The 18683-nt window shown below is 64.3% G+C and carries 15 protein-coding genes; 10 read left to right on the top strand and 5 right to left on the bottom strand.

From position 1 onward, the window contains the following. Positions 1–201: 201 nt before the first annotated feature. Positions 202–2637: a Nal1-like putative serine protease gene (locus tag ACZBJS_RS36845; RefSeq protein WP_463439945.1), complete on the bottom strand. Its 2436-nt coding sequence runs from the start codon at positions 2635–2637 to the stop codon at positions 202–204. Between the two features lie 172 nt (positions 2638–2809). After that, positions 2810–3724, bottom strand: coding sequence for a LysR family transcriptional regulator (locus tag ACZBJS_RS36840; protein WP_016846155.1), 915 nt, complete (start codon positions 3722–3724; stop codon positions 2810–2812). 116 nt (positions 3725–3840) lie between these two features. Here ACZBJS_RS36840 and ACZBJS_RS36835 point away from each other — a divergent pair, with 116 nt between their 5' ends. The 5 genes from ACZBJS_RS36835 to ACZBJS_RS36815 all read left to right on the top strand — a co-directional run bounded on the left by ACZBJS_RS36835 (position 3841) and on the right by ACZBJS_RS36815 (position 9051). Next, positions 3841–4593, top strand: a complete 753-nt coding sequence (locus ACZBJS_RS36835; RefSeq protein ID WP_069278265.1) for an SDR family NAD(P)-dependent oxidoreductase — start codon at positions 3841–3843, stop codon at positions 4591–4593. Positions 4594–4668: 75 nt separating this feature from the next. Then, on the top strand, positions 4669–5367 hold the full coding sequence (locus ACZBJS_RS36830) for a pirin family protein (protein WP_316398438.1): 699 nt from the start codon (positions 4669–4671) through the stop codon (positions 5365–5367). Between the two features lie 149 nt (positions 5368–5516). Next, positions 5517–6116, top strand: coding sequence for an NAD(P)H:quinone oxidoreductase (wrbA, locus tag ACZBJS_RS36825; protein WP_057015483.1), 600 nt, complete (start codon positions 5517–5519; stop codon positions 6114–6116). A gap of 238 nt (positions 6117–6354) precedes the next feature. Further along, a complete protein-coding gene (locus ACZBJS_RS36820; protein WP_463439944.1) occupies positions 6355–7971 on the top strand; it encodes a B12-binding domain-containing radical SAM protein in 1617 nt (538 codons plus the stop codon). 132 nt (positions 7972–8103) lie between these two features. Then, the gene (locus ACZBJS_RS36815) at positions 8104–9051 is read left to right on the top strand and encodes a DUF5996 family protein (protein WP_316398436.1); all 948 of its coding nucleotides are present in this window, start codon (positions 8104–8106) and stop codon (positions 9049–9051) included. Positions 9052–9071: 20 nt separating this feature from the next. Here the strand turns inward: ACZBJS_RS36815 and ACZBJS_RS36810 are convergent, their stop codons facing one another. Beyond that, positions 9072–9218: a hypothetical protein gene (locus ACZBJS_RS36810; protein WP_316398435.1), complete on the bottom strand. Its 147-nt coding sequence runs from the start codon at positions 9216–9218 to the stop codon at positions 9072–9074. A gap of 164 nt (positions 9219–9382) precedes the next feature. Here ACZBJS_RS36810 and ACZBJS_RS36805 point away from each other — a divergent pair, with 164 nt between their 5' ends. Further along, the gene (locus ACZBJS_RS36805) at positions 9383–10489 is read left to right on the top strand and encodes a glycoside hydrolase family 5 protein (RefSeq protein ID WP_316398434.1); all 1107 of its coding nucleotides are present in this window, start codon (positions 9383–9385) and stop codon (positions 10487–10489) included. 284 nt (positions 10490–10773) lie between these two features. Continuing rightward, entirely contained in the window at positions 10774–12261 is a 1488-nt protein-coding gene (locus ACZBJS_RS36800; protein ID WP_316398433.1) for a hypothetical protein, read from the top strand. A 48-nt stretch (positions 12262–12309) separates the two neighbouring features. Here ACZBJS_RS36800 and ACZBJS_RS36795 read toward each other — a convergent pair whose 3' ends face one another. Next, positions 12310–12909 carry a 3-keto-disaccharide hydrolase gene (locus ACZBJS_RS36795; protein WP_057015457.1) on the bottom strand — a complete coding sequence of 200 codons (600 nt, stop codon included), beginning with the start codon at positions 12907–12909 and terminating at the stop codon, positions 12310–12312. A gap of 252 nt (positions 12910–13161) precedes the next feature. On the opposite strand from ACZBJS_RS36795, the gene ACZBJS_RS36790 reads away from it, so the two are divergent. The 3 genes from ACZBJS_RS36790 (at position 13162) to ACZBJS_RS36780 (ending at position 14309) form a co-directional block, all read left to right on the top strand. Beyond that, positions 13162–13599: a cupin domain-containing protein gene (locus tag ACZBJS_RS36790; protein WP_057015484.1), complete on the top strand. Its 438-nt coding sequence runs from the start codon at positions 13162–13164 to the stop codon at positions 13597–13599. A gap of 72 nt (positions 13600–13671) precedes the next feature. Next, positions 13672–13911: a DUF2171 domain-containing protein gene (locus ACZBJS_RS36785; protein ID WP_057015458.1), complete on the top strand. Its 240-nt coding sequence runs from the start codon at positions 13672–13674 to the stop codon at positions 13909–13911. Positions 13912–13967: 56 nt separating this feature from the next. Next, positions 13968–14309 carry a hypothetical protein gene (locus ACZBJS_RS36780; protein ID WP_057015459.1) on the top strand — a complete coding sequence of 114 codons (342 nt, stop codon included), beginning with the start codon at positions 13968–13970 and terminating at the stop codon, positions 14307–14309. Here ACZBJS_RS36780 and ACZBJS_RS36775 read toward each other — a convergent pair. Continuing rightward, positions 14283–18398 (bottom strand): bifunctional diguanylate cyclase/phosphodiesterase, encoded by a 4116-nt coding sequence (locus ACZBJS_RS36775; RefSeq protein WP_316398431.1) that lies wholly within the window; start codon positions 18396–18398, stop codon positions 14283–14285. The two genes, ACZBJS_RS36780 and ACZBJS_RS36775, sit on opposite strands and share 27 nt — an antisense overlap. Positions 18399–18683 lie beyond the last annotated feature (285 nt).

Here is an 18683-nt window from a genome sequence, read left to right as displayed (position 1 = left end):
TCGTCGGCCAGCTCCTGCTCACGCGTCGATCCCTCGCTGCCATCGACAAACCTCCGCCCATCAACCCCAGCCGTCGGAAATCAACCATCTCACCTGACCAGATGGAGCTCCACTATGCCTGAATTTCCCCGGACACCCCTGCCGCACGCGGGGCGAGGTAAAGCTGAATCCGCTGCGCGATGTGATGTAAGTCATCTTGCTCTAGCGCTTGCGCGCCGCCCTGCGGGTCTTTCCGACCGACCGCTTGCTGGCCGCGCCGCGCTTGGTCGCGGTCTTCTTGCTGGCGGCCGCGCGTCGGACCGGAGCAGCCGCGGCCGGCCGCTTGCGCGCCGGCGCCTTCTTCGGCGCCTTCCTGGCCGTTTCCCTCACGGCTTTCCTGGCGGCCTTCTTCGCTGCTTGCGGACGCGCGCGTCGCGCGGTTGTCGCGCTGCGGCGCCGCGTGCTGCTGCCTCCGATCGGAACGAGGTGGTCGTTGGCATCCAGCGTGAGCTGCTGGAGCGGGAACGCCGGCAGGAAGCTCGGGTCGTTGTAGAGCTTGCTCAAACTGTCCTGGTCGAACTTGCCGCCCTGCCCGCGGTCCTCGCCCGCGCCGGCGCGCCAGGCCGCTTCCCAGACCCGGGCCAGGGTCTTGGCACCGTCCTGCATGCAGGCCGCGGTGGCGTCCTTCAGCTTCGACCACAGCGCCTCGACCTGTCCGCTGCCCATATGCGAATTGAACAGGTTGACGATGGTCATCGGCGGCAGCCGCTTCACGGTCCGCTGCATCAGCGCGACCACGGCGACCGCAGCGTCGCGCCCGGTCGGCGTGCCGCCCGGAGCAATCTCCGCGACGTCGCTGGTCCGGGCGTCAGGAATCATCTTGATGAGATCCTTGCCGTGGCGGCCGATCATCGTGGTCTCGTACACGCTGTGCACCTTGGCATGCGCCTTGTCGCTCGGATCGAGGCCATGGTGGAATTGCGAGATGTGCAGCGGCTGGCAGGCATCGCCGATGTAATGCGCGACGATGCCCGCGGCGCAGACGAATTCCAACTTCTTGTTGGCGGCGGCGTACTCGACCATCTCGTCGAAAATCTGCCAGACCCGGAACGGCAATGCGCCGCGCCGGTCCTCGCCGATCCCTTCGTAATAGTCGTTCCAGACCTTCGGATCGACGTTACGCGTCGACTCCGCACAAAGATCGAGCAGCGTCTTGCCGTCCTTGCCCGGCTCGTCCATGTCGGCGAAATGGTTGCTTTCGTCGGTGTGCCGGGTGAAGCGCCAGACCAGGTCGGCGACGTCGGCCAGCGGCGAGAATGTCCCTCGCTGATGCGGCTTGAGGTCGGCAAGCAGCTTGTCGTCGAGGCCGATATTGTCGGAATTGGCGTCCATCATGGTGGCGAGCTTGGGCAACTTCGCATCGATCAGACCGGTCGCGTAGGCGCCGATCTTGACGTGGCCCCATTCGCCCCAATACTCGGTGTGACCGGCGTTCCAGTCGCCGATCAACTCGACATCGAGCTCACGGCACAGCGTCGACATGCAGATCCCGAGCGCGACCTGCATCGGGACCTTGCCGCTCGATCCGAACAATTCCTGGCCGCCCCATTCGAGCGCCAGAGGACTGAGGATCCGCGCGCCGCTGGCGTTCTTCTTGGCGTCCGGATCGTCGACAAACCAGACCGTGCCGGAGTCGCCCGGATAATTGTTGAGCGGCGTGTCGCCGTCGCGCGGGCCGATCACGAAATCGCTGACATATTCCACGCCGCCGACGGTCTTGTAGCGATAGAACAGGCCGAGGATCTTGCCCTTCATCAATCCGCTGGTCGCACCGAACGCGATCAGCGGCTGGTTGATGATGTCGAGACGGAAGGTGCCGACATTGAGGTCGACGACGTCGCCGACCTGGCCGACGCCGTAAACCTGTGCGGTCCAGCCCTTGACGTCATCGACGCGGATCAGGCCGGCATCGAGATTGGCCACCACGCGCGAGCCGGGCCAGCCGGGATAGACCTCGCTGAAGGCGCGCTTGCCGAGTTGCAGCGCATCGCTGATGCCGAGGCGGCGGTCGGTGTTCTTGAAGCCGGCGAAGATCTCGCGGCCGGCGGCGCCGACCACGTGACGGTTGGAGAGCGCAAACACCGTCTCGCCATTGGTGACGAGACAGCCGATCGAGCCGCGGTGGATCTTGCCCTGGATCATGGTCTGCACCGGAAAGCCGCCGCCGACCAGATCGCTCTTGAAGACCGGCGGATCGACGGTGCAGGGACTGCCCTCGTTCGGATCGACCTTGACGACGCAGGTGGGCACGACGCGACCATCCGGCAGATAGAGGAACGGAGGCACCAGCTGGTCCTGCTTCTCGGGATGGTTCTTCAGCTCGGAGCGCTTCATCCAGTCGCGGACGAAGACGAGGATGCAGGGCCACGACCAGTCCTTGACCGACGAATTGAACAGCGTGCGCGGTCCGAGTGCCTGCGGCTTGGAGTGCGCCTTTCTTTCCGTCGCGTTGCGGTCGTTGTCCCGGATCAGATAGCGGCCGATCGCCGTGGCGTAGACCGATTGCAGATGTGCCAGATGCACGTGATAGGCCTCGCGGGCATCGAGCAGATCCTTCACCGACAATGACGTGAAGTCATGCTTGGTCAGATCAATCATCTGGTTCCTCCGAAAATGCGCTTTGCGGCAACACTGGTGCAGGACGCAGAAATAGACGATCGCGGCAGCCCTCGATCGTGGGTTAGTTCACATAAGCAATACAATTTAAAAGGGATGACACGAATGTGACGGGGCGGGCCGGATGTCCCTCCACCGCTCCGCGTGCGGATTTCTATTTCCGCTGCGCACGCCCTTTGGCGAAATGCTTCGCCAGGAAATCCGCCAGCACCTCGACGCGCGCGGGCCGCGGGCCGCCGGGCGGGGTGACGAGATGCACGGCGCCCTCGGGCTGCTTCCAGCCTTTCAGGATCACCTCGACCTCGCCCCGCGCGATCGCGTCGCCGACGATGAAGTCGGGCAGATCGGCGATGCCGAGACCGGCGAGCAGCGCGGGCATCACAGCCTCGCCATTATTGACCCGGAGCTGGCCGGCGGGACGCACGCTCGCCTGCTCGCCCGACGCGTTGGTGTAGTGCCAGACGCCCTGAGTCGAGAGATAGGCGTAGCCGAAGCATTTGTGCTCGGCGAGATGCATCGGATGGGTCGGCCGGCCGTGGCGCTTCAGATAGGACGGCGCGGCCACCGTGTAGCGCGGCATGCCGCACAGCCGCCGCGCGATCAGCGAGGAATCCGGCAACCGCGCGATGCGCAGGCCAGCATCAAAGCCCTCGCCGATCAGGTCGACCGTGGCATCGCTCAAGTGCAGGTCGATCGAAACCTCCGGATAGGCCTCCATGAATTCCGGCAGCAGCGGCGCCACCGTCTTGATGCCGAAGCTCATCGGCACCGCGAGCCGCACCAGGCCCCGCGGCGTGGTCGATTGCGCCAGCGCCTCATTCTCAGCCGCCTCGCCGTCGGCGAGCAGCCGCGCGGCGCGCTCCGACAATTTCTGGCCGGCATCGGTCAGCGCCAGCCGCCGCGAGGTGCGGTTGAACAGCCGGGCGCCGAGCCGCTCCTCCAGCCGGCTGACCGCCTTGGACACCGTCGCCTTGGACAGCGAGAGCTCGGTCGCGGCCGCCGCAAACGACCGTAATTCCACGACTTTTGCGAAGATCGCGAGCGCCTCGAAGTCCGGCAGTTTCGACATGGGCCGCTGTCCTGATTGCTCAATACTGGAAACAATGAGTTTCAATAGTTTCTATTTCTATACCACAGCCGGAGGCATATCCAAGTGCCATCAAATTCAACCGATGGAGAAATCCAATGACAAAGAAGCTCTCAGGCAAGGTTGCCCTCGTCACCGGCGGCTCGCGCGGCATCGGCGCGGCCAGCGCCCGTGCACTCGCCGCGGAAGGTGCGAGCGTCGCGATCAGCTACGTCGCCTCTCCCGAGAAGGCCGAGGCCGTGGTCGCCGAATTGAAGGGCAAGGGCGTCAACGCCCGCGCCTACAAGGCTGACCAGGCCTCGTCATCCGATGTCGATCAGCTAGTGAAGACCGTCGCCAAGGATTTTGGCCGGCTCGACATCCTGGTCAACAATGCCGGTGTCGCATCGGGCGGCGCGGTCGACGACCCCAAGGCCGACACCGCGACGCTCGCCCGCCAGGAGGCGATCAACATCGACGGCGTGATCACCGCGATCCGCGCCGCCTCCAAGCTGATGGGCGAAGGCGGCCGCATCGTCACCGTCGGCTCCATGCTGGCGGACCGCGCCTCGTTCCCGGGCCTTGCCGACTACGTCGCTACCAAGGCGGCCGTCGTCGGCTACACCAAGGGCGCGGCGCGCGACCTCGGACCGCGCGGCATCACGGTGAACGTGGTGCAGCCCGGCTCGATCGACACCGACATGAACCCGAAGGACGGTGGCGAGTTTGCCGAGACGCAACGCTTGCAGCACGCGCTGCAACGCTTCGGCCGCCCGGAGGAAGTCGCAGCGGGCGTCGTGTTCCTGGCAAGCCCGGAAGCCTCGTTCGTGACCGGCACCGTGCTCAACGTCGACGGCGGCTTCGGCGCCTGATCGCAAAATTTTCTGGAGACGCCGGGCGCGGTGCGCCCGGCCTGCTCCTCAACATCGACATCAAGGGGAATGACCATGATCGAACTCAGACCATTCGCAAAGCTTGGCGGCGCCGACCACGGCTGGCTGAAGGCCAAGCACCACTTCTCGTTCGCGAGCTACTACGATCCCGAAAATGTCAGCCACGGCGCGCTGCGCGTCTGGAACGACGATGAGATCGCGCCCAACTCCGGCTTCCCGGCACATCCGCACGCCAACATGGAGATCATCACCTATGTTCGCGAGGGCGCAATCACGCACCAGGATTCGCTCGGCAATAAGGGACGCACCGAAGCCGGCGACGTGCAGGTGATGAGCGCCGGCAGCGGCATCCGTCACTCCGAGTACAATCTGGAGCCGGCGAGGACCAAGATCTTCCAAATCTGGATCGAGCCGACGACGAAGGGCGGCCACCCGACCTGGGGCTCGAAGCCGTTCCCGAAGGCGGACCGTTCGGGCAAGCTCGTCACCATCGCCTCGGGTATCGACGGCGACAATGACGCGCTGCCGATCCGCGCCGATGCGCGGGTGCTCGCCACCACGCTGAAGGCCGGCGAGAGTGCGGAATACGCCGCCGACAAGGCCCGTCACCTCTATCTGGTGCCGGCGGCCGGCAGCATCGAGGTCAACGGCGTGCGCGTCAATGCCCGCGACGGCGCCGCGATCCGCGACGAGGCCAAGCTGAAGATCACCGCGCTCGAGGATGCTGAGCTCGTGCTCGTCGACGCGGCCTGATCACCACATCCACACTCGTCATGCCCGGGCTTGACCCGGGCATCCATCGGGCTTCGCAAAGGTTCTCCGTTTGATGGATTGCCGGGTCAAGCCCGGCAATGACGGGGTTCCTTAACCTCACCCTACTGCCAAACCACAAGGAGGCCATCATGGCCAAGGTTCTCGTTCTCTATTACTCCGCCTACGGTCACATCGAAGCGATGGCGAATGCCGTCGCGGAAGGCGCGCGCGAAGCCGGCGCCATCGTCGACGTCAAGCGCGTCCCCGAGCTGGTGCCGGCCGAAGTCGCCAAGGCCTCGTACTACAAGCTCGACCAGGCCGCGCCGATCGCCAAGATCGACGATCTCGCCAACTACGATGCGATCATCGTCGGCACCGGCACCCGGTTCGGCCGCATGGCCTCGCAGATGGCCAACTTCCTCGACCAGGCCGGCGGCCTCTGGGCCAAGGGCGCGCTGCACGGCAAGGTCGGCGGCGCCTTCACCTCGAGCGCGACCCAGCATGGCGGCCAGGAGACCACGCTGTTCTCGATCATCACCAACCTCCTGCATTTCGGCATGACGGTGGTCGGCCTGAACTATGGCTTTGCCGGACAGATGAAGCTCGACGAGGTCACCGGCGGCGCGCCCTACGGCGCAACCACGATCACCGGCGGCGACGGCAGCCGCCAGCCGAGCGAGAACGAACTCGCCGGCGCCCGCTATCAGGGCCGCGCGATCGCGGAAACCGCGAGAAAACTTCACGGCTGATGCGATGGGGGCGGCATTCTCGTTCGCGATTGCCGCCCCTGCCTAAGTCGCGACGTCGTTCCCGGACAACGGCGCAAGAGCGATCGCTGCTGGAACGCCTACAGACGCCAAGAAAGGCCGATAATCGACGTAACAGGCGTCCATGCCCAGGATTGCCTGACAATTGGCCGCGAATTGAGCCCTTGAGCGGCGACAAGCCGCGTGTCATCGTGCCCGTCAATATCCAGGCCGGAGCAACATGACGGTTCCCTGTCGCGTCCTAATGATCTATCCGAAGTTCGTTCAGGACTCCTTCTGGAACTATACGGAAGCTTGTGAACTCGTCGATGCGAAGTATCCGGCGGCGCCGCTCGGACTGATCACCGTCGCCGCCATGCTGCCGAAGCATTGGGATATTCGCCTCATCAACCGTAACACCGAGCCCTTGACGGACGCCGATCTCGACTCGGCCGATCTTGTCATGATCGGCGGCATGCTCAACCAGCAGCCTGATTTTCTCCACCTGATCGATCTCGCACACCGGCACGGCAAGCCGGTATGTGTCGGCGGACCTGACGTCTCCTCCAGCCCGCATCTTTACGCCGACGCGGACTTCCAGGTGATCGGTGAGGCAGAGCAAATCATTCAGCAATTTGTCGCCGCCTGGGAAAGTGGAGAGCGCAAGGGCGTGTTCATCGCCGAGAAATTCAAGATCGACGTCACGCTAAGCCCGATGCCCCGCTATGACCTGATCAAGTTCGAGCACTATCTCTTCATTGGCGTGCAATATTCGCGTGGCTGCCCGTTCACCTGCGAGTTCTGCGATATTATCGAGCTGTATGGTCGTGTGCCGCGCACCAAGACCCCCGATCAAATTCTCGCTGAGTTGCAAGCGCTCTACGATCACGGTTATCGCGGACATGTCGATTTCGTCGACGATAACTTCATCGGGAACAAGAAAAACCTCCGCATCCTGCTGCCGCAGCTCAAAGCCTGGCTGGAGGAGCGAGATTATCCGTTCGAGTTTTCGACGGAAGCCTCGATCAATATCGCTGACGACAGCGAGCTGTTGCAGGCGATGAAGGACGCGAACTTCTTCGGGATTTTCGTCGGCATTGAGAGCCCGGATCCGGAGACCCTCGTGCAGATGAAGAAGAAGCAGAACACCCGGCGCGACATCGCCGAATGCATTCACAAGATCTATGGCTACGGCATGTTCGTCACCGCGGGTTTCATCGTCGGGTTCGATACCGAGAAAGCCTCGATGGGGCACGCGATGATCGACTTCATCGAGGAGGCGAGCATTCCAGTCTGCATGGTTGGACTGCTCTATGCACTGCCGGGCACACAGCTGACGCGGCGGCTGGCGAAGGAAGGCCGCCTGCACGAAGGCCACGATCTCATGAAAGTCGAGCAGGCGGGCGACCAATGCACGCTCGGCTGCAATTTCGACACCATACGTCCGCTGCGTGACATCCTTGAGGACTACAAGGCCGTGATCGGGCACGTGTTCGACCCGACGGCCTATGCAGGACGGCTGTCGCGGCTCGCCGCCATGCTCGACCGGTCCGACCGGCGTCGCGACCTGCCGGATGGCGACATACGCAAGAGGCTTGGCGGCATCGAGGGCGTGCACACGATCATGCGTGCCCTGCCGGAGGTCCGCGAACCGTTCTGGAAGACCTTCGTTGAGGTCGCCAAGTCCAATCCGGGCGCCCTTCGCTACATCGTGATGTTGATGGCGCTGTATTTGCATTTCGGGCCATTCTCGAAACACGTGATCCGTGAGATTGACCGCCGGATTGCCGCCCTCGACGATATGCCGCCGGTGAGGGCCACGGAGCTTGGGCCGCGAACTAACCTACGTGCGATTTGACGGCAAAGCGCGTTCGTGCGCTTCGCCGACCAGAGCACGTCGCGCGGAACGAGAGGATCGGTTCCCCCGAGGTCATCGCGACCAATTCGTAATAGCCGAAACACTGTACGTTGCGCAGCCCAGAGGTTTGTCATGACCAACACACAGAAGACCCGCTGGCCGGAACTGCCGACCGCGGCGTGGCGCGACAGCTGTGCCACGCTCCAGCTCTTCACCCAGATCGCCGGCAAGATCCGGCTGGCGAAGTCGCCCTGGCTCAATCACTCCTGGCACGTCACGCTCTATGTCACGGCGCGCGGGCTGACGACCTCGCCGATCCCCGACGGCGATCGCACGTTCCAGATCGACTTCGATTTCATCGATCACGTGCTCCGCATCTCGACCAGCGACGGCACCGAACGGCAATTCGCGCTGGCCGGTCAATCGGTCGCAAGCTTCTACGCGGCGGTCATGAGCAATCTGAAGGACCTCGGCATCGACGTCGCCATTGACGAGATACCGAACGAAGTCGCCGATCCGATCCGCTTTTCGCAGGATACGCAGCATGCGTCGTACGACGCGGATGCCGTGCGCCAGTTTCACCGGATCCTCGTGAACTGCGATCGCGTGTTCAAGCAATTCCGGACCGGCTTCCTCGGCAAGGCGAGCCCGGTGCATTTCTTCTGGGGCAGCTTCGATCTCGCGGTGACGCGGTTTTCCGGCAGAACCGCGCCGCGGCATCCCGGCGGCGTGCCCCATTTGCCCGACGAGGTGGCACACGAGGCCTATTCGCACGAGGTCAGCAGCGCCGGCTTCTGGCCGGGCGGCGGCGCGATCGATTATCCTGCGTTCTATTCCTACGCCTATCCGGAACCCGCGGGCTATCGCAGCACGCCGGTGCGACCCGATGCTGCGTTCTTCAGCGAAGCGCTTGGCGAATTCATCCTGCCCTACGACGCCGTGCGGACGGCTGCCGACCCGGACAAGGCGCTGCTCGAATTCCTGCAATCGAGCTATGAGGCCGCGGCCATCAACGCGAACTGGGACCGTGCTGCGCTGGAATGCGCACCGGGCCAGCCGGGCGTGGTCCGAGGGATCTAGCGGCGCGCTGTGCCGGCGGCTCAATCCTCTTCGCGCGACGGGGTCGCCTTGCCGAGCGCCTGCTTCAGCCGCGCGGGGAATTTCGGATAGTGACGCAGCGCCAGCACGGCGCGGTCGCGACCAAACGCTTCGTTTGCGATTCTCGTGGATAGTCGGCGAAGGCGCATAAGTTAAATTTTCGTGTTACGCCTTTACCGCATCGTTGCATCGCCGAGCTATCTTTCGGACGATGCCCCGCAACCCCGGCCGGCTCGAACACTACAGGCAGTATATTCGTGAGCGCCCCGCAACCCGTCACGATCCCGCGACAACCATCGCACGCTGATCGGTCATGACGCGGCCATCGATCCTTGCCCTCGCGGTCAGCGCGTCGATTCTGCTGTCGGTCGCCGCGCGGGCCTGTCCCGCCTTGATCGAAGGCGTCCCGGCCGAGCGGCTCGAGGCGCTGTCACGCGGCGTCAATGCCGACGGCTGGATCGCCGATCCGCGGTCGGCGCCACCCCGCGCCCTGCTGCGCGAGCTGCGCAAGGCCGGCATGACCCACATCCGGCTGCCGGTGCCCGCCGACTTCGTCATGCCGCGCTTCGCCGCGAAAGCCGAGATCGACGGCCGCCTGCGCACCGTCGATGCGGCGCTCAAGACCCTGCTCGCGCTCGGCTATGCGGTGTCGATCGACTTGCACTCCGGCGAGCGCTTCAACGCGCTACACAAGGACGATCCGCCCAATGCGATGACCGAAATGAAGCGCGCCTGGACCGAGCTCGCACGGGTCATGCAGCGCTATCCGTCCGACCGTGTGTTTGCGGAACTGTTGAACGAGCCGGATGTCGAGGCCGCGCAATGGCAGGGCGAAGTCCGGGAGCTGGCCGGCTTCATTCGCGGCCTGCTGCCGCAGACCACACTGGTCACCGGGCCGGTCAACTGGCAGCGCGCGGATTCGCTGCCGGATTTCACTCCGCTCGACGATCCGAACGTCGTCTATGCCATCCACTTCTACGATCCGATGGTGTTCACCCATCAGGCCCATTGGGATCCGAATGAACCGCTGCACGACGTCACCGGATTGCCCTATCCGGTCCGCTCCGACGATCCCAAGGTACAGCAGCTGCGGGAGCAACTCACCGCGCTGGACAGGCGCAAGGCGCTCGCGATGGTGGACCGTGCCATTCCCGACCGCGGCATTGACAAATGGCTCGAACCGGCGGCCGCCTGGCAACGGCAATATTCGCGGCCGATCATCATCAATGAATTCGGTGTGCTCAAGGCCGGCGCGCCGCGCGATAGCCGGCTGCGCTGGCTCGCCGGCGTGACCGCCTACGCCCGGCAACAATGCTGGGGCTGGACCCATTGGGAGCTGTCGCAAGGCTTCGGCCTCGCCGACCCGGTCACTGGCAAGGTCGACCGCGAGGCGCTGAGGGCCCTGCTCGGGACCCGCTGACCCATCTGGTTAACCGGTTCTTACACAATGCGCGGCTAGTGTGCTGAATGCGAAGTTCGTGCGATTTCGCGGCAGCCACTTTCACGAACTTCGCATTCATAAAGCACACTAGACTCATAAGTTTGCTAGTGTCCTTATCGAATCCGAAGTTCGCTCCGAAGGTGCCGCAAATGATGCGAACTTCGGATTCGGGACACTAGATCGACGATGCGGTGTGGCACGCCCACACGTCCGGTCACGCTAGGTCAGAGCCTGTGCGAGCAGAGATAGCCCCGCGGCCGCTGTTGGCCGGCGATCTGATTCCTGCACTCGGCATCGCCGTGGCATCGATCGCATTCGCGCCGATCATGCAGGTGGCCAACGCCGGGCTCGCGATCGTCGTCGAAAGTCTGATCGGCTGCGCCATCGTGCTCGCGGTGCCGGCCTACGCGCCGTCGATCGCCATCTTCATCATCTTCTTCCAGAACCTCTTCGTCTCGATCCTGTCGTCCTACATGACGACCGAGCAGGAGATGGATTTCGTCAAGGGCTACAATTTCCTGGTCATCGCGGTGATGTGGCTGGTCACGCTGGCGCTCTACGCGCTGCACGAGCGGAAACATTCCGCCGAGATCGACCGGATCATGAAATGGGGGTTGATCACCCTCGCAACCGTAACGGCGTATTTCCTGCTCGGCGCCACGCAGGACTCGCACGCGGCCCTCGTCTATCTGCGCAACATTGCGCTGCCGCTGTTTCTGTTTCAGCTATCGCTGCTGACGGCCGCAACCTTCGAGATCCGCATCACGCCGTTCCTGGTGACGGTTGCCGCGCTGCTGATCGTCTGCGGATATGTCGAACTGCTGTTCCGCGATTTCTGGCTCTCCATCACCAACGGCTACACGTTCTGGCATTTCGACGAGCTGAAGGCGACCCGCTCCGGATCCTGGGAAGCCGAGATGCGCGCAACCGGCAGGGTGCCGGTGGATCTGATCGATCGCTTCCGTTTCAGCTTTCTCAACAGCCCGTTGTTCGAGGACCTCGGCCTTTCGTCGTTGCTGCGTATCTTCGGACCGAATATGAGCCCGATCAGCTTCGGTTACGGGATCGCCTTCTCCATCCTGTTCCTGTTCGCGGTCGGATATCGCTGGCTGGCGCTGGCTGCGATCCCGCTGCTGATCTGCTGTAGCGTGAAAGGCGCGCTCATCCTGGTCATCTTCGTGGCCCTGGCCTGGACGGCAACCTGGCTGCTCGGCGCCACCATCACCCTTGCCGTCGCGCTGGTCGGGCTCGTGCTGTACGCCATCGCGGCGATCTATATTGGACTCCAGATCGGCGACTTCCACGTGATCGGCTTCATGGGCGGGTGGGACGGCTTTCGGCAGAATCCGATCGGCCGCGGACTTGGCGTCGGCGGCAATCTCTCCGAAAGTTATTTCTCGATCGACTGGAACGCAGCGCAGGCGGCCGGCACGATGGACGGCGCGGTGGAGAGCGCCGTCGGCGTGCTGCTCTACCAGATGGGGATCGGCTCACTGGTGCCGCTTGGCTACTTCCTGGCGATGGCGCTGAAGGCCTGGCGCCTCTACGCCTCGTCGGGAATCCTCATCCAGGGGCTCGCCGCTTTCGGCACGATGGTCGTGCTGGTGAACGGCATCTTCCAGGAAGAGGCGCTGTTTGCGCCGCCGGCACTTGGGCTGTTGCTGTGCCTGACCGGGCTCGTGATCGGCCATCATCTGCGCACGCAGAGTGACGATCGGAAGGTCTCTGCGACCGACAGTGCTCCTCAATGAGGACGGGCCTCGTCGCAGTGCGACCGAGGCCCCGCTCAACCTGCGCCGTCAGAGCGGCTTGATCTGCACCTTGCGGAACTTGACCACGCCCGAACCATACTGGAGCGCGATATAGCCGTTGGCGTGCTTGGAATCCTGGGCGTCGACGGTCTTCTGGCCGTTCAGCGTCACGACGAAATGCGGCCCCTGCGCCGTGATCTCGTAGACGTTCCATTTGCCGGCCGCCTTCGGCATCGGATCGACCTTGCCGACGTCGACAATCGCGCCGGTGCCGTAGGTCGGGTCCGGCCGCTTGTCGAAGATGTTGACCTCGTAGCAGACCTTGGAGTCGATCACCTTGTTGCCTTCGCAGCGGATGAAGATGCCGCTGTTGGCATCCTCGTCGGTCCAGAACTCCGCCCTGATCTGGAAATCCTTGTATTGGGTCTTGCTGACGAGATAGGAGAGATCCTTGCCGTCGAGCTTGTCGGCGACCAGCGCGCCGTCCTTCATCGCCCAATTGGCCTTGCCGACCTCGTCCCAGTCACCCTTCTTGGAGCTGTCGAGCAGCGTGACCCAGCCGTCGTCCCCCGAGGCGGCGGTGGAAAATTGCAGCGCGGCCGCACCGATCACAAGTCCCGCCGCCAGTATCGACAGATGCTTCTTCAAGGTTATCCTCCCGTCTTTTGGTTGGCGCGCAACCTATCATCGTCTGCGGCGGCGTAAATGCTTTTTCATATTGCAACTGCGTTGTGTCACGGATCGTTGCCGCAATCCTGAGATCAGACATGCACGGCGGCGTCTTGCCGGGCGGAAGCGAGGACGACTAGCATCGCGCGACGTACGGGCGCGGCAGTCGCCCGAGTAATCCGATCTGGGAGCATACCGATGACGGCGTCAAACCGACCTTGGCGATATCTGATGATGCCGTTGGCTTTTGCCGCGACGCTGAGCGTCAGCTCCGCGGCCGAGCTCAATCCGGCCGCCGTGACCTACAAGCTGCCTGATCAGATTCCCTGGAGCCCGGCTGACGCGCGCGGCGCGCAGAATGCGGTCGTGGTCGGCGATCCCTCGAAGCCCGGCTTCTACATGGTCTACACCAAATGGACCAAGGGCAATCACTTCAGCCGTCCGCATTTCCATCCCAACGACCGCTACATCGTGGTGCTCAAGGGCACCTGGTGGGTGGGCTCGGGTCCAAAATTCGATCCCGATCACGGCACCGTGGCGATGCCGGCCGGCAGCTTCGTCACCCATTTCGGCAAGCAGGTGCACTGGGACGGCGCCAAGGACGAGGACGCCGTGCTGCTGATCATGGGCGAAGGCCCGGCCACCGCGACCGAGGTCGAGCAGAAGTAGCCGGAACCGGCTAGCAACCTTTGCATCCAGGCGGCGTTTCATCCCCTCATCATCATGACGAGGAAATGACGCATGGCAAACGCCGCTGATATTCGGGAACATATGGATGTGATCTCGTCGGACAAGAAAACGGTCGGCAAGGTCGACCACATGGAAGGCACCGACCAGATCAAGCTGACCAAGCAAAGCTCGCCTGACGGTCAGCACCATCACTTCATTCCGCTGTCCTGGGTCGACCATGTCGACCAGCACGTCCACCTCAACAAATCGGGCTCCGACGTGACGGCGCATTGGCAGCACGGCCGCCAATAGCCGCGTTGCGCGGGGTGGGAGCGATGCTATCATCCCGGCCCAAGGAAGGGCCTTCGATGCATCCCGCCGCCAAGCTGCAATTTGCCCGCATCGTCGACGAGTTCGCGCGCTGGCGCGCCATTGCGGAACCGGAACGGCCGCCCGCGCCGGCCTGGTGGTGGGGGCCGGCATTCGAGATGCGCGATGCCGCCGAACCGCTGCCATCCGCCTGGAGCCGCCAGCTCCGCCTTGCCGACGGCGCGAGCTTTGCGGAGGCTGCCGTTGTGTTGCGCCAGACGTTGGCCGGCCAGGACATCCTGCCGTGGCCCTATGATTTCTCGCGCAAGGTCGAATCAACCGATTCCGACGTTCGCGACCTGCCCGTGCAGCCGTCAGACGACAGCGCGTTTCCGCCCTAGATCCGGCCCGGCCACGCTGGTCTCCTCGCCATCCAGCGACGGCTGCAACGGCGGCGACGCCTCTGCCTGCGACGGCTTCAACAATTCGGCGAGATCGCGCGGCGGCAGCGGCCGGCTGAACAGGAAGCCCTGCATCTCGTCGCAGGCATGGGCGCGCAGGAATTCCTGCTGCTCGGAGGTCTCGACGCCCTCGGCGACGATGGTCATGCCAAGCGCCTTGCCCATCGAGATGATCGCCTGCGCGATCGCGACGTCCTCGGAATCATTGGGCAGGTCGCGCACGAAAGAGCGGTCGATCTTGATGGTGTCGATCGGGAACTGCTTCATCAGCGACATCGATGAATAGCCGGTGCCGAAATCGTCGATCGCCAGCCGAATGCCGCGATTCTGGATCGCGTCGAGCACGCGCACCGCACGCGTCACGTTGCGCATCACCATGCTCTCGGTGACCTCGAGCTGGAGCAACGCCGGCGACATGCCGCTCTCCTCCAGCGCCGCGTCGATGTCGTCGAGCAAGTTCGGATCGCCGAACTGCCGCGGTGAAAGGTTGACCGCCATCGTCACGGCCCTGAGGCCGCAGCGCTGCCACGCCATGTTCTGCCCGCAGGCTTCCTTCAACACCCAGCGGCCGATCGGCACGATCAGGCCGGTTTCCTCGGCAAGCGGGATGAACTGCCCCGGCGATACCTTGCCAAGCTCGGGATGGGTCCAGCGCAGCAGCGCCTCGACGCCGCTGATCTGCCCGCTCGCCATGTCCACCTTGGGCTGATAGTCGAGCGAGAATTGCTTGCGCTCGAGTGCGTGGCGCAATGCGCTCTCCATCGTCAAGCGCTCGATCGACTGCGCCCTGATCTCGTTGGAGAAGAAGCGGAAGCCATTCTTGCCGTCTTCCTTGGCGAGATACATCGCCATGTCGGCATTCTTGGTCAGCGTCTGCACGTCCGAGCCATCGGCCGGATACATCGCGATGCCGATCGAGGCCGTGGTGTGGCACTCATGCCCGCTGAGCTGCAGCGGCTGGCTGAGCGAAACCAGAAGATCGCCGGCGATGCGCTCGACGTCGTCCCGTTCGGCGGTTTCCTCGAGGATGACCACGAACTCGTCGCCGCCGAGCCGCGCCACCACGTCGCTCGCGCGCAACGATCCACGCAGCCGCTCGGCGATCGCCACCAGCAGCATATCGCCGGCGTCGTGGCCGAGCGAGTCGTTGATCACCTTGAAGCGGTCGAGATCGATGAACAGCACCGCGAGCTGCCGGCGATGACGATCCGCCGCCGAGATCGCGTGATGCAGCATCTCGTTGAACGTCTCGCGGTTCGGCAGATTGGTCAGGCTGTCGTGCGAGGCAAGATATTCGATGCGCTCGTCGGCCTTGTGTTTCTCATCGGCGCGATCGAAGCTCTCGAGCGCGAACGCCAGATTGTCGGCAAGGCGCTGCAGCAATTCGGCGAACTCCGGCGTGAACGTGTCCTTGTCGATCGCGACGAAGATCATGACCCCGACCACCTGCCCGCTGACAACAAGCGGAAACGAGGCGCTGGACTGCGTTCCATCGAGCCGCGCGCGCTCATGGAAAGCGGCGGTCTCGGGATCGGCAAAATAGTCGTTGATGATGCACGCCTTGCCGGAGCGGAACGCCCGACCGCAGGCGCCGCGCCCCTCGGGGTGCGCCTCGCTGGTCGAGAGCGTCACCTGGCGCGCGCCCTCCGCCGCCGGCCCCGCAATCGCGACGATCCGCAGATAGTCGCTTCCGGTCTGCGCCAGCGCGATCGTAGTCGAGGTGAACTTGCCGCCGGTCGCCGCCGCCGCGCAGACCAGTCGATACAATTCTGCGCGGGACTTCGCCCGCATGATCGCCTCATTGGTCGCGCTCAGCGCCGCGAACATCCGCGACAGCCGCTCCTTCTGCTCGTCGTCCCGCGCCTTCTCGTCGGCGCGATCGAAATTGGCAAGCGCGAACGACACGTTCTCGGCAAGCCGCTGCAACAGCGCCATCATCTCCGGGCTGAAGGTGCCGAACTCGCTGGAGAGAAACACCAGCGCGCCGATCGCCTCGCCGTTCTTGAGCAGCGGCAGGGCTGCGCCCGATTTGCTGCCGCTGTCGCGCACGGCCGGATAGACGTGCGATTCGGGGCCGAAATCGCTGAGATAGTCGTTGCTGATGCAGGGCCTGCGCGTGCGGATCGCAACGCCGGTCAGCGTCTGTCCCTCCGGACGCGTCGCGTCGGCCGACAGCTGAACCTCTCGGGCCCGCACCCGGTCCGGGCCCGAGGCGGCCACATTGTCCAGGAAGACCTCGCCCGGCCGCACCAGCCTGATCGTGGCCGAGACGAACTGGCCGCCGACCGCCGCGGCATCGCAGACCAGATCGAACAGTTCGCTGCGGGATTTCGCCCGCATGATCGCCTCGTTGGTCGCGCTCAGCGCCGCGAACATCCGCCGCAGCCGCTCCTTCTGCTCCTCGGTCCGCGCCTTCTCGTCGGCACGGTCGAAGCTGCCGAGCGCATAGGAGACGTTGTCGGCGAGCCGCTGCAGCAGCTCGGCGAATTCAGCCGAGAAGGTGTTGCGCTTGGCGGAGATGAACAGCATCACGCCGACCGGCTCGTCGTCGACGATCAACGGGAACGCCGCGCCCGATCGCGCATCCTCGCGGTCGATGACGTCGCGGAACGGATTGCTGGCGACGTCGCCCAGAAAATCGTTGTTGATGCAGGCGCGCCGCGAGCGGAACGCCCGGCCGCAGACGCCGCGCCCTTCGGGGCGAGCCTCGCTGCGCGAGACGTTGAGGCGGCGCGCATTTGCCGCGGTAGGCCCCGCGACCGCCATCATCTCCAGGAAATCGTCGCCGGGCTTCGCGATCAGGATGCTGGTGGAGTTGAATCCGCCGCCATGCGCCGCCGCCGCGCAGACCAGCTCGAACATCTCGAGCCGCGACCTCGCGCGCATGATCGCCTCGTTGGTCGCGCTCAGCGCCGCGAACATCCGCGACAGCCGCTCGCGCTCGGCGTCGGCCTTGGCCTTTTCGGTGGCACGGCCGAAATTGTCGAGCGCGACCGAGACATTCTCGGCGATCCCCGCGAGCAGCGCGATGATCTCCTCGTCACGCGCCCAGGAATTGCCGGTGAAGAAAATCAGGACGCCGACGCTCTTGCCGAACCGGGTGAGCGGCAGCGCCACGCAGGCCATCAGGCCGCTGCCGCCGATCGGCATATGCGACGGGCCCATCGATATCGGGATGTCGTGCTCGACGCAGGGCCGCTGGGTCCGGAACGCCTCGCCGCAAATCCCCTTGCCGTAGACGTTGTCCGGATCGGTCGAGAAGCGCGTCTGGGTGATCAGGTCGAGCGCCTCGCCGGTGCCGGCGACAGGTTCGAACCAGTGCGTGTCGGGTTCGGCCAGCAGCACCACCGTCGCGAAGGACTTTCCGCTGAACACCGCGGCATCGCAGACCCGCTGATAGAGATCGTGCTCGGTCTTGGCGCGAAGGATCGCCTCGTTGGTTGCGCTGATCGCACCGAACATGCGGTTAAGCCGACGCATCGCCCGCTCGCCGCTCTTGCGCGAGGCCTCGTGGTCGAAATTATCGAGCGCGAAGGACACGTTCGCGGCCATGCGCTCCAGCAGCGAAACGGCCTCGTCGTTGAGCGAATTGATCTCGCGCCGCGTCACCATGAAGACGCCGACGCTGCGCCGGTTGCAAACCAGCGGCACCGCGGCGGCCGCCCCGACGCCTGCCGCTGCCGCGCCGCTGCGCCAAGCCGCCGAAACAGCGTCGTTGACATAGTCGTTGCGGACGCAGGCCTTCTGGTCGCGGAACGCGCGGCCGGCCACGCCTTCGCCCTCCGGGGTGTTGGCGATCGCGGAAATGGTGATGCTGCATAGTCGCGCGACATCGTCGCCGTAGCCAGCCGCGAACCTCAAGAGACCGGTATCCGGCTCCAGCAAAAACACGGTCGCGGCCAGGAAGCTCCCGCTCGAGAACGCGGCTTCGCAGACCTTGCCGTACAATTCTTCTGGTGATTTCGCGTACAGGATCGCTTCGTTGGTGGCACTCAACGCCGCGAAGGTACGCCCGATGCTCGACTGCACGATTCCTGAAGGCCCGGGGGCCAACCCCTCCAATCTGGCAGGGAACATTGCCCGCGAGAGGCCTAAGTGGTGGTTAGCGTATCCGGCAAGTTGCACGACAAAGTAAACGGCTGACGAACGCCGGCGGCGGTTTTCCGGGATATTACGGACACCGGTGTGCCAGCCTGAGGCGGAGGGTGGCGAGGCGCGGATGGACGTCCTGCTCGCGCCGCCCGAGCAGCCAAATTCCGCATCGCGACCGCGCCCGTTCCACTCCGTGAAATCGCGGCGGCGAGCACCCTGCTG

Source organism: Bradyrhizobium sp. KZN70725, from assembly GCF_055264925.1.
This window is presented reverse-complemented; position numbering and strand designations above follow the sequence as displayed.

What these genes read in the sequence shown, in the direction of transcription:
- ACZBJS_RS36845 (WP_463439945.1), bottom strand. Translation starts at nt 2,637, where the DNA reads ATGATTGATCTGACCAAGCATGACTTCACGTCATTGTCGGTGAAGGAT.
- ACZBJS_RS36790 (WP_057015484.1), top strand. Translation starts at nt 13,162, where the DNA reads ATGATGCCGTTGGCTTTTGCCGCGACGCTGAGCGTCAGCTCCGCGGCC.
- ACZBJS_RS36835 (WP_069278265.1), top strand. Translation starts at nt 3,841, where the DNA reads ATGACAAAGAAGCTCTCAGGCAAGGTTGCCCTCGTCACCGGCGGCTCG.
- ACZBJS_RS36805 (WP_316398434.1), top strand. Translation starts at nt 9,383, where the DNA reads ATGACGCGGCCATCGATCCTTGCCCTCGCGGTCAGCGCGTCGATTCTG.
- ACZBJS_RS36780 (WP_057015459.1), top strand. Translation starts at nt 13,968, where the DNA reads ATGCATCCCGCCGCCAAGCTGCAATTTGCCCGCATCGTCGACGAGTTC.
- ACZBJS_RS36830 (WP_316398438.1), top strand. Translation starts at nt 4,669, where the DNA reads ATGATCGAACTCAGACCATTCGCAAAGCTTGGCGGCGCCGACCACGGC.
- wrbA (WP_057015483.1), top strand. Translation starts at nt 5,517, where the DNA reads ATGGCCAAGGTTCTCGTTCTCTATTACTCCGCCTACGGTCACATCGAA.
- ACZBJS_RS36820 (WP_463439944.1), top strand. Translation starts at nt 6,355, where the DNA reads ATGACGGTTCCCTGTCGCGTCCTAATGATCTATCCGAAGTTCGTTCAG.
- ACZBJS_RS36810 (WP_316398435.1), bottom strand. Translation starts at nt 9,218, where the DNA reads ATGCGCCTTCGCCGACTATCCACGAGAATCGCAAACGAAGCGTTTGGT.
- ACZBJS_RS36785 (WP_057015458.1), top strand. Translation starts at nt 13,672, where the DNA reads ATGGCAAACGCCGCTGATATTCGGGAACATATGGATGTGATCTCGTCG.
- ACZBJS_RS36815 (WP_316398436.1), top strand. Translation starts at nt 8,104, where the DNA reads ATGACCAACACACAGAAGACCCGCTGGCCGGAACTGCCGACCGCGGCG.
- ACZBJS_RS36840 (WP_016846155.1), bottom strand. Translation starts at nt 3,724, where the DNA reads ATGTCGAAACTGCCGGACTTCGAGGCGCTCGCGATCTTCGCAAAAGTC.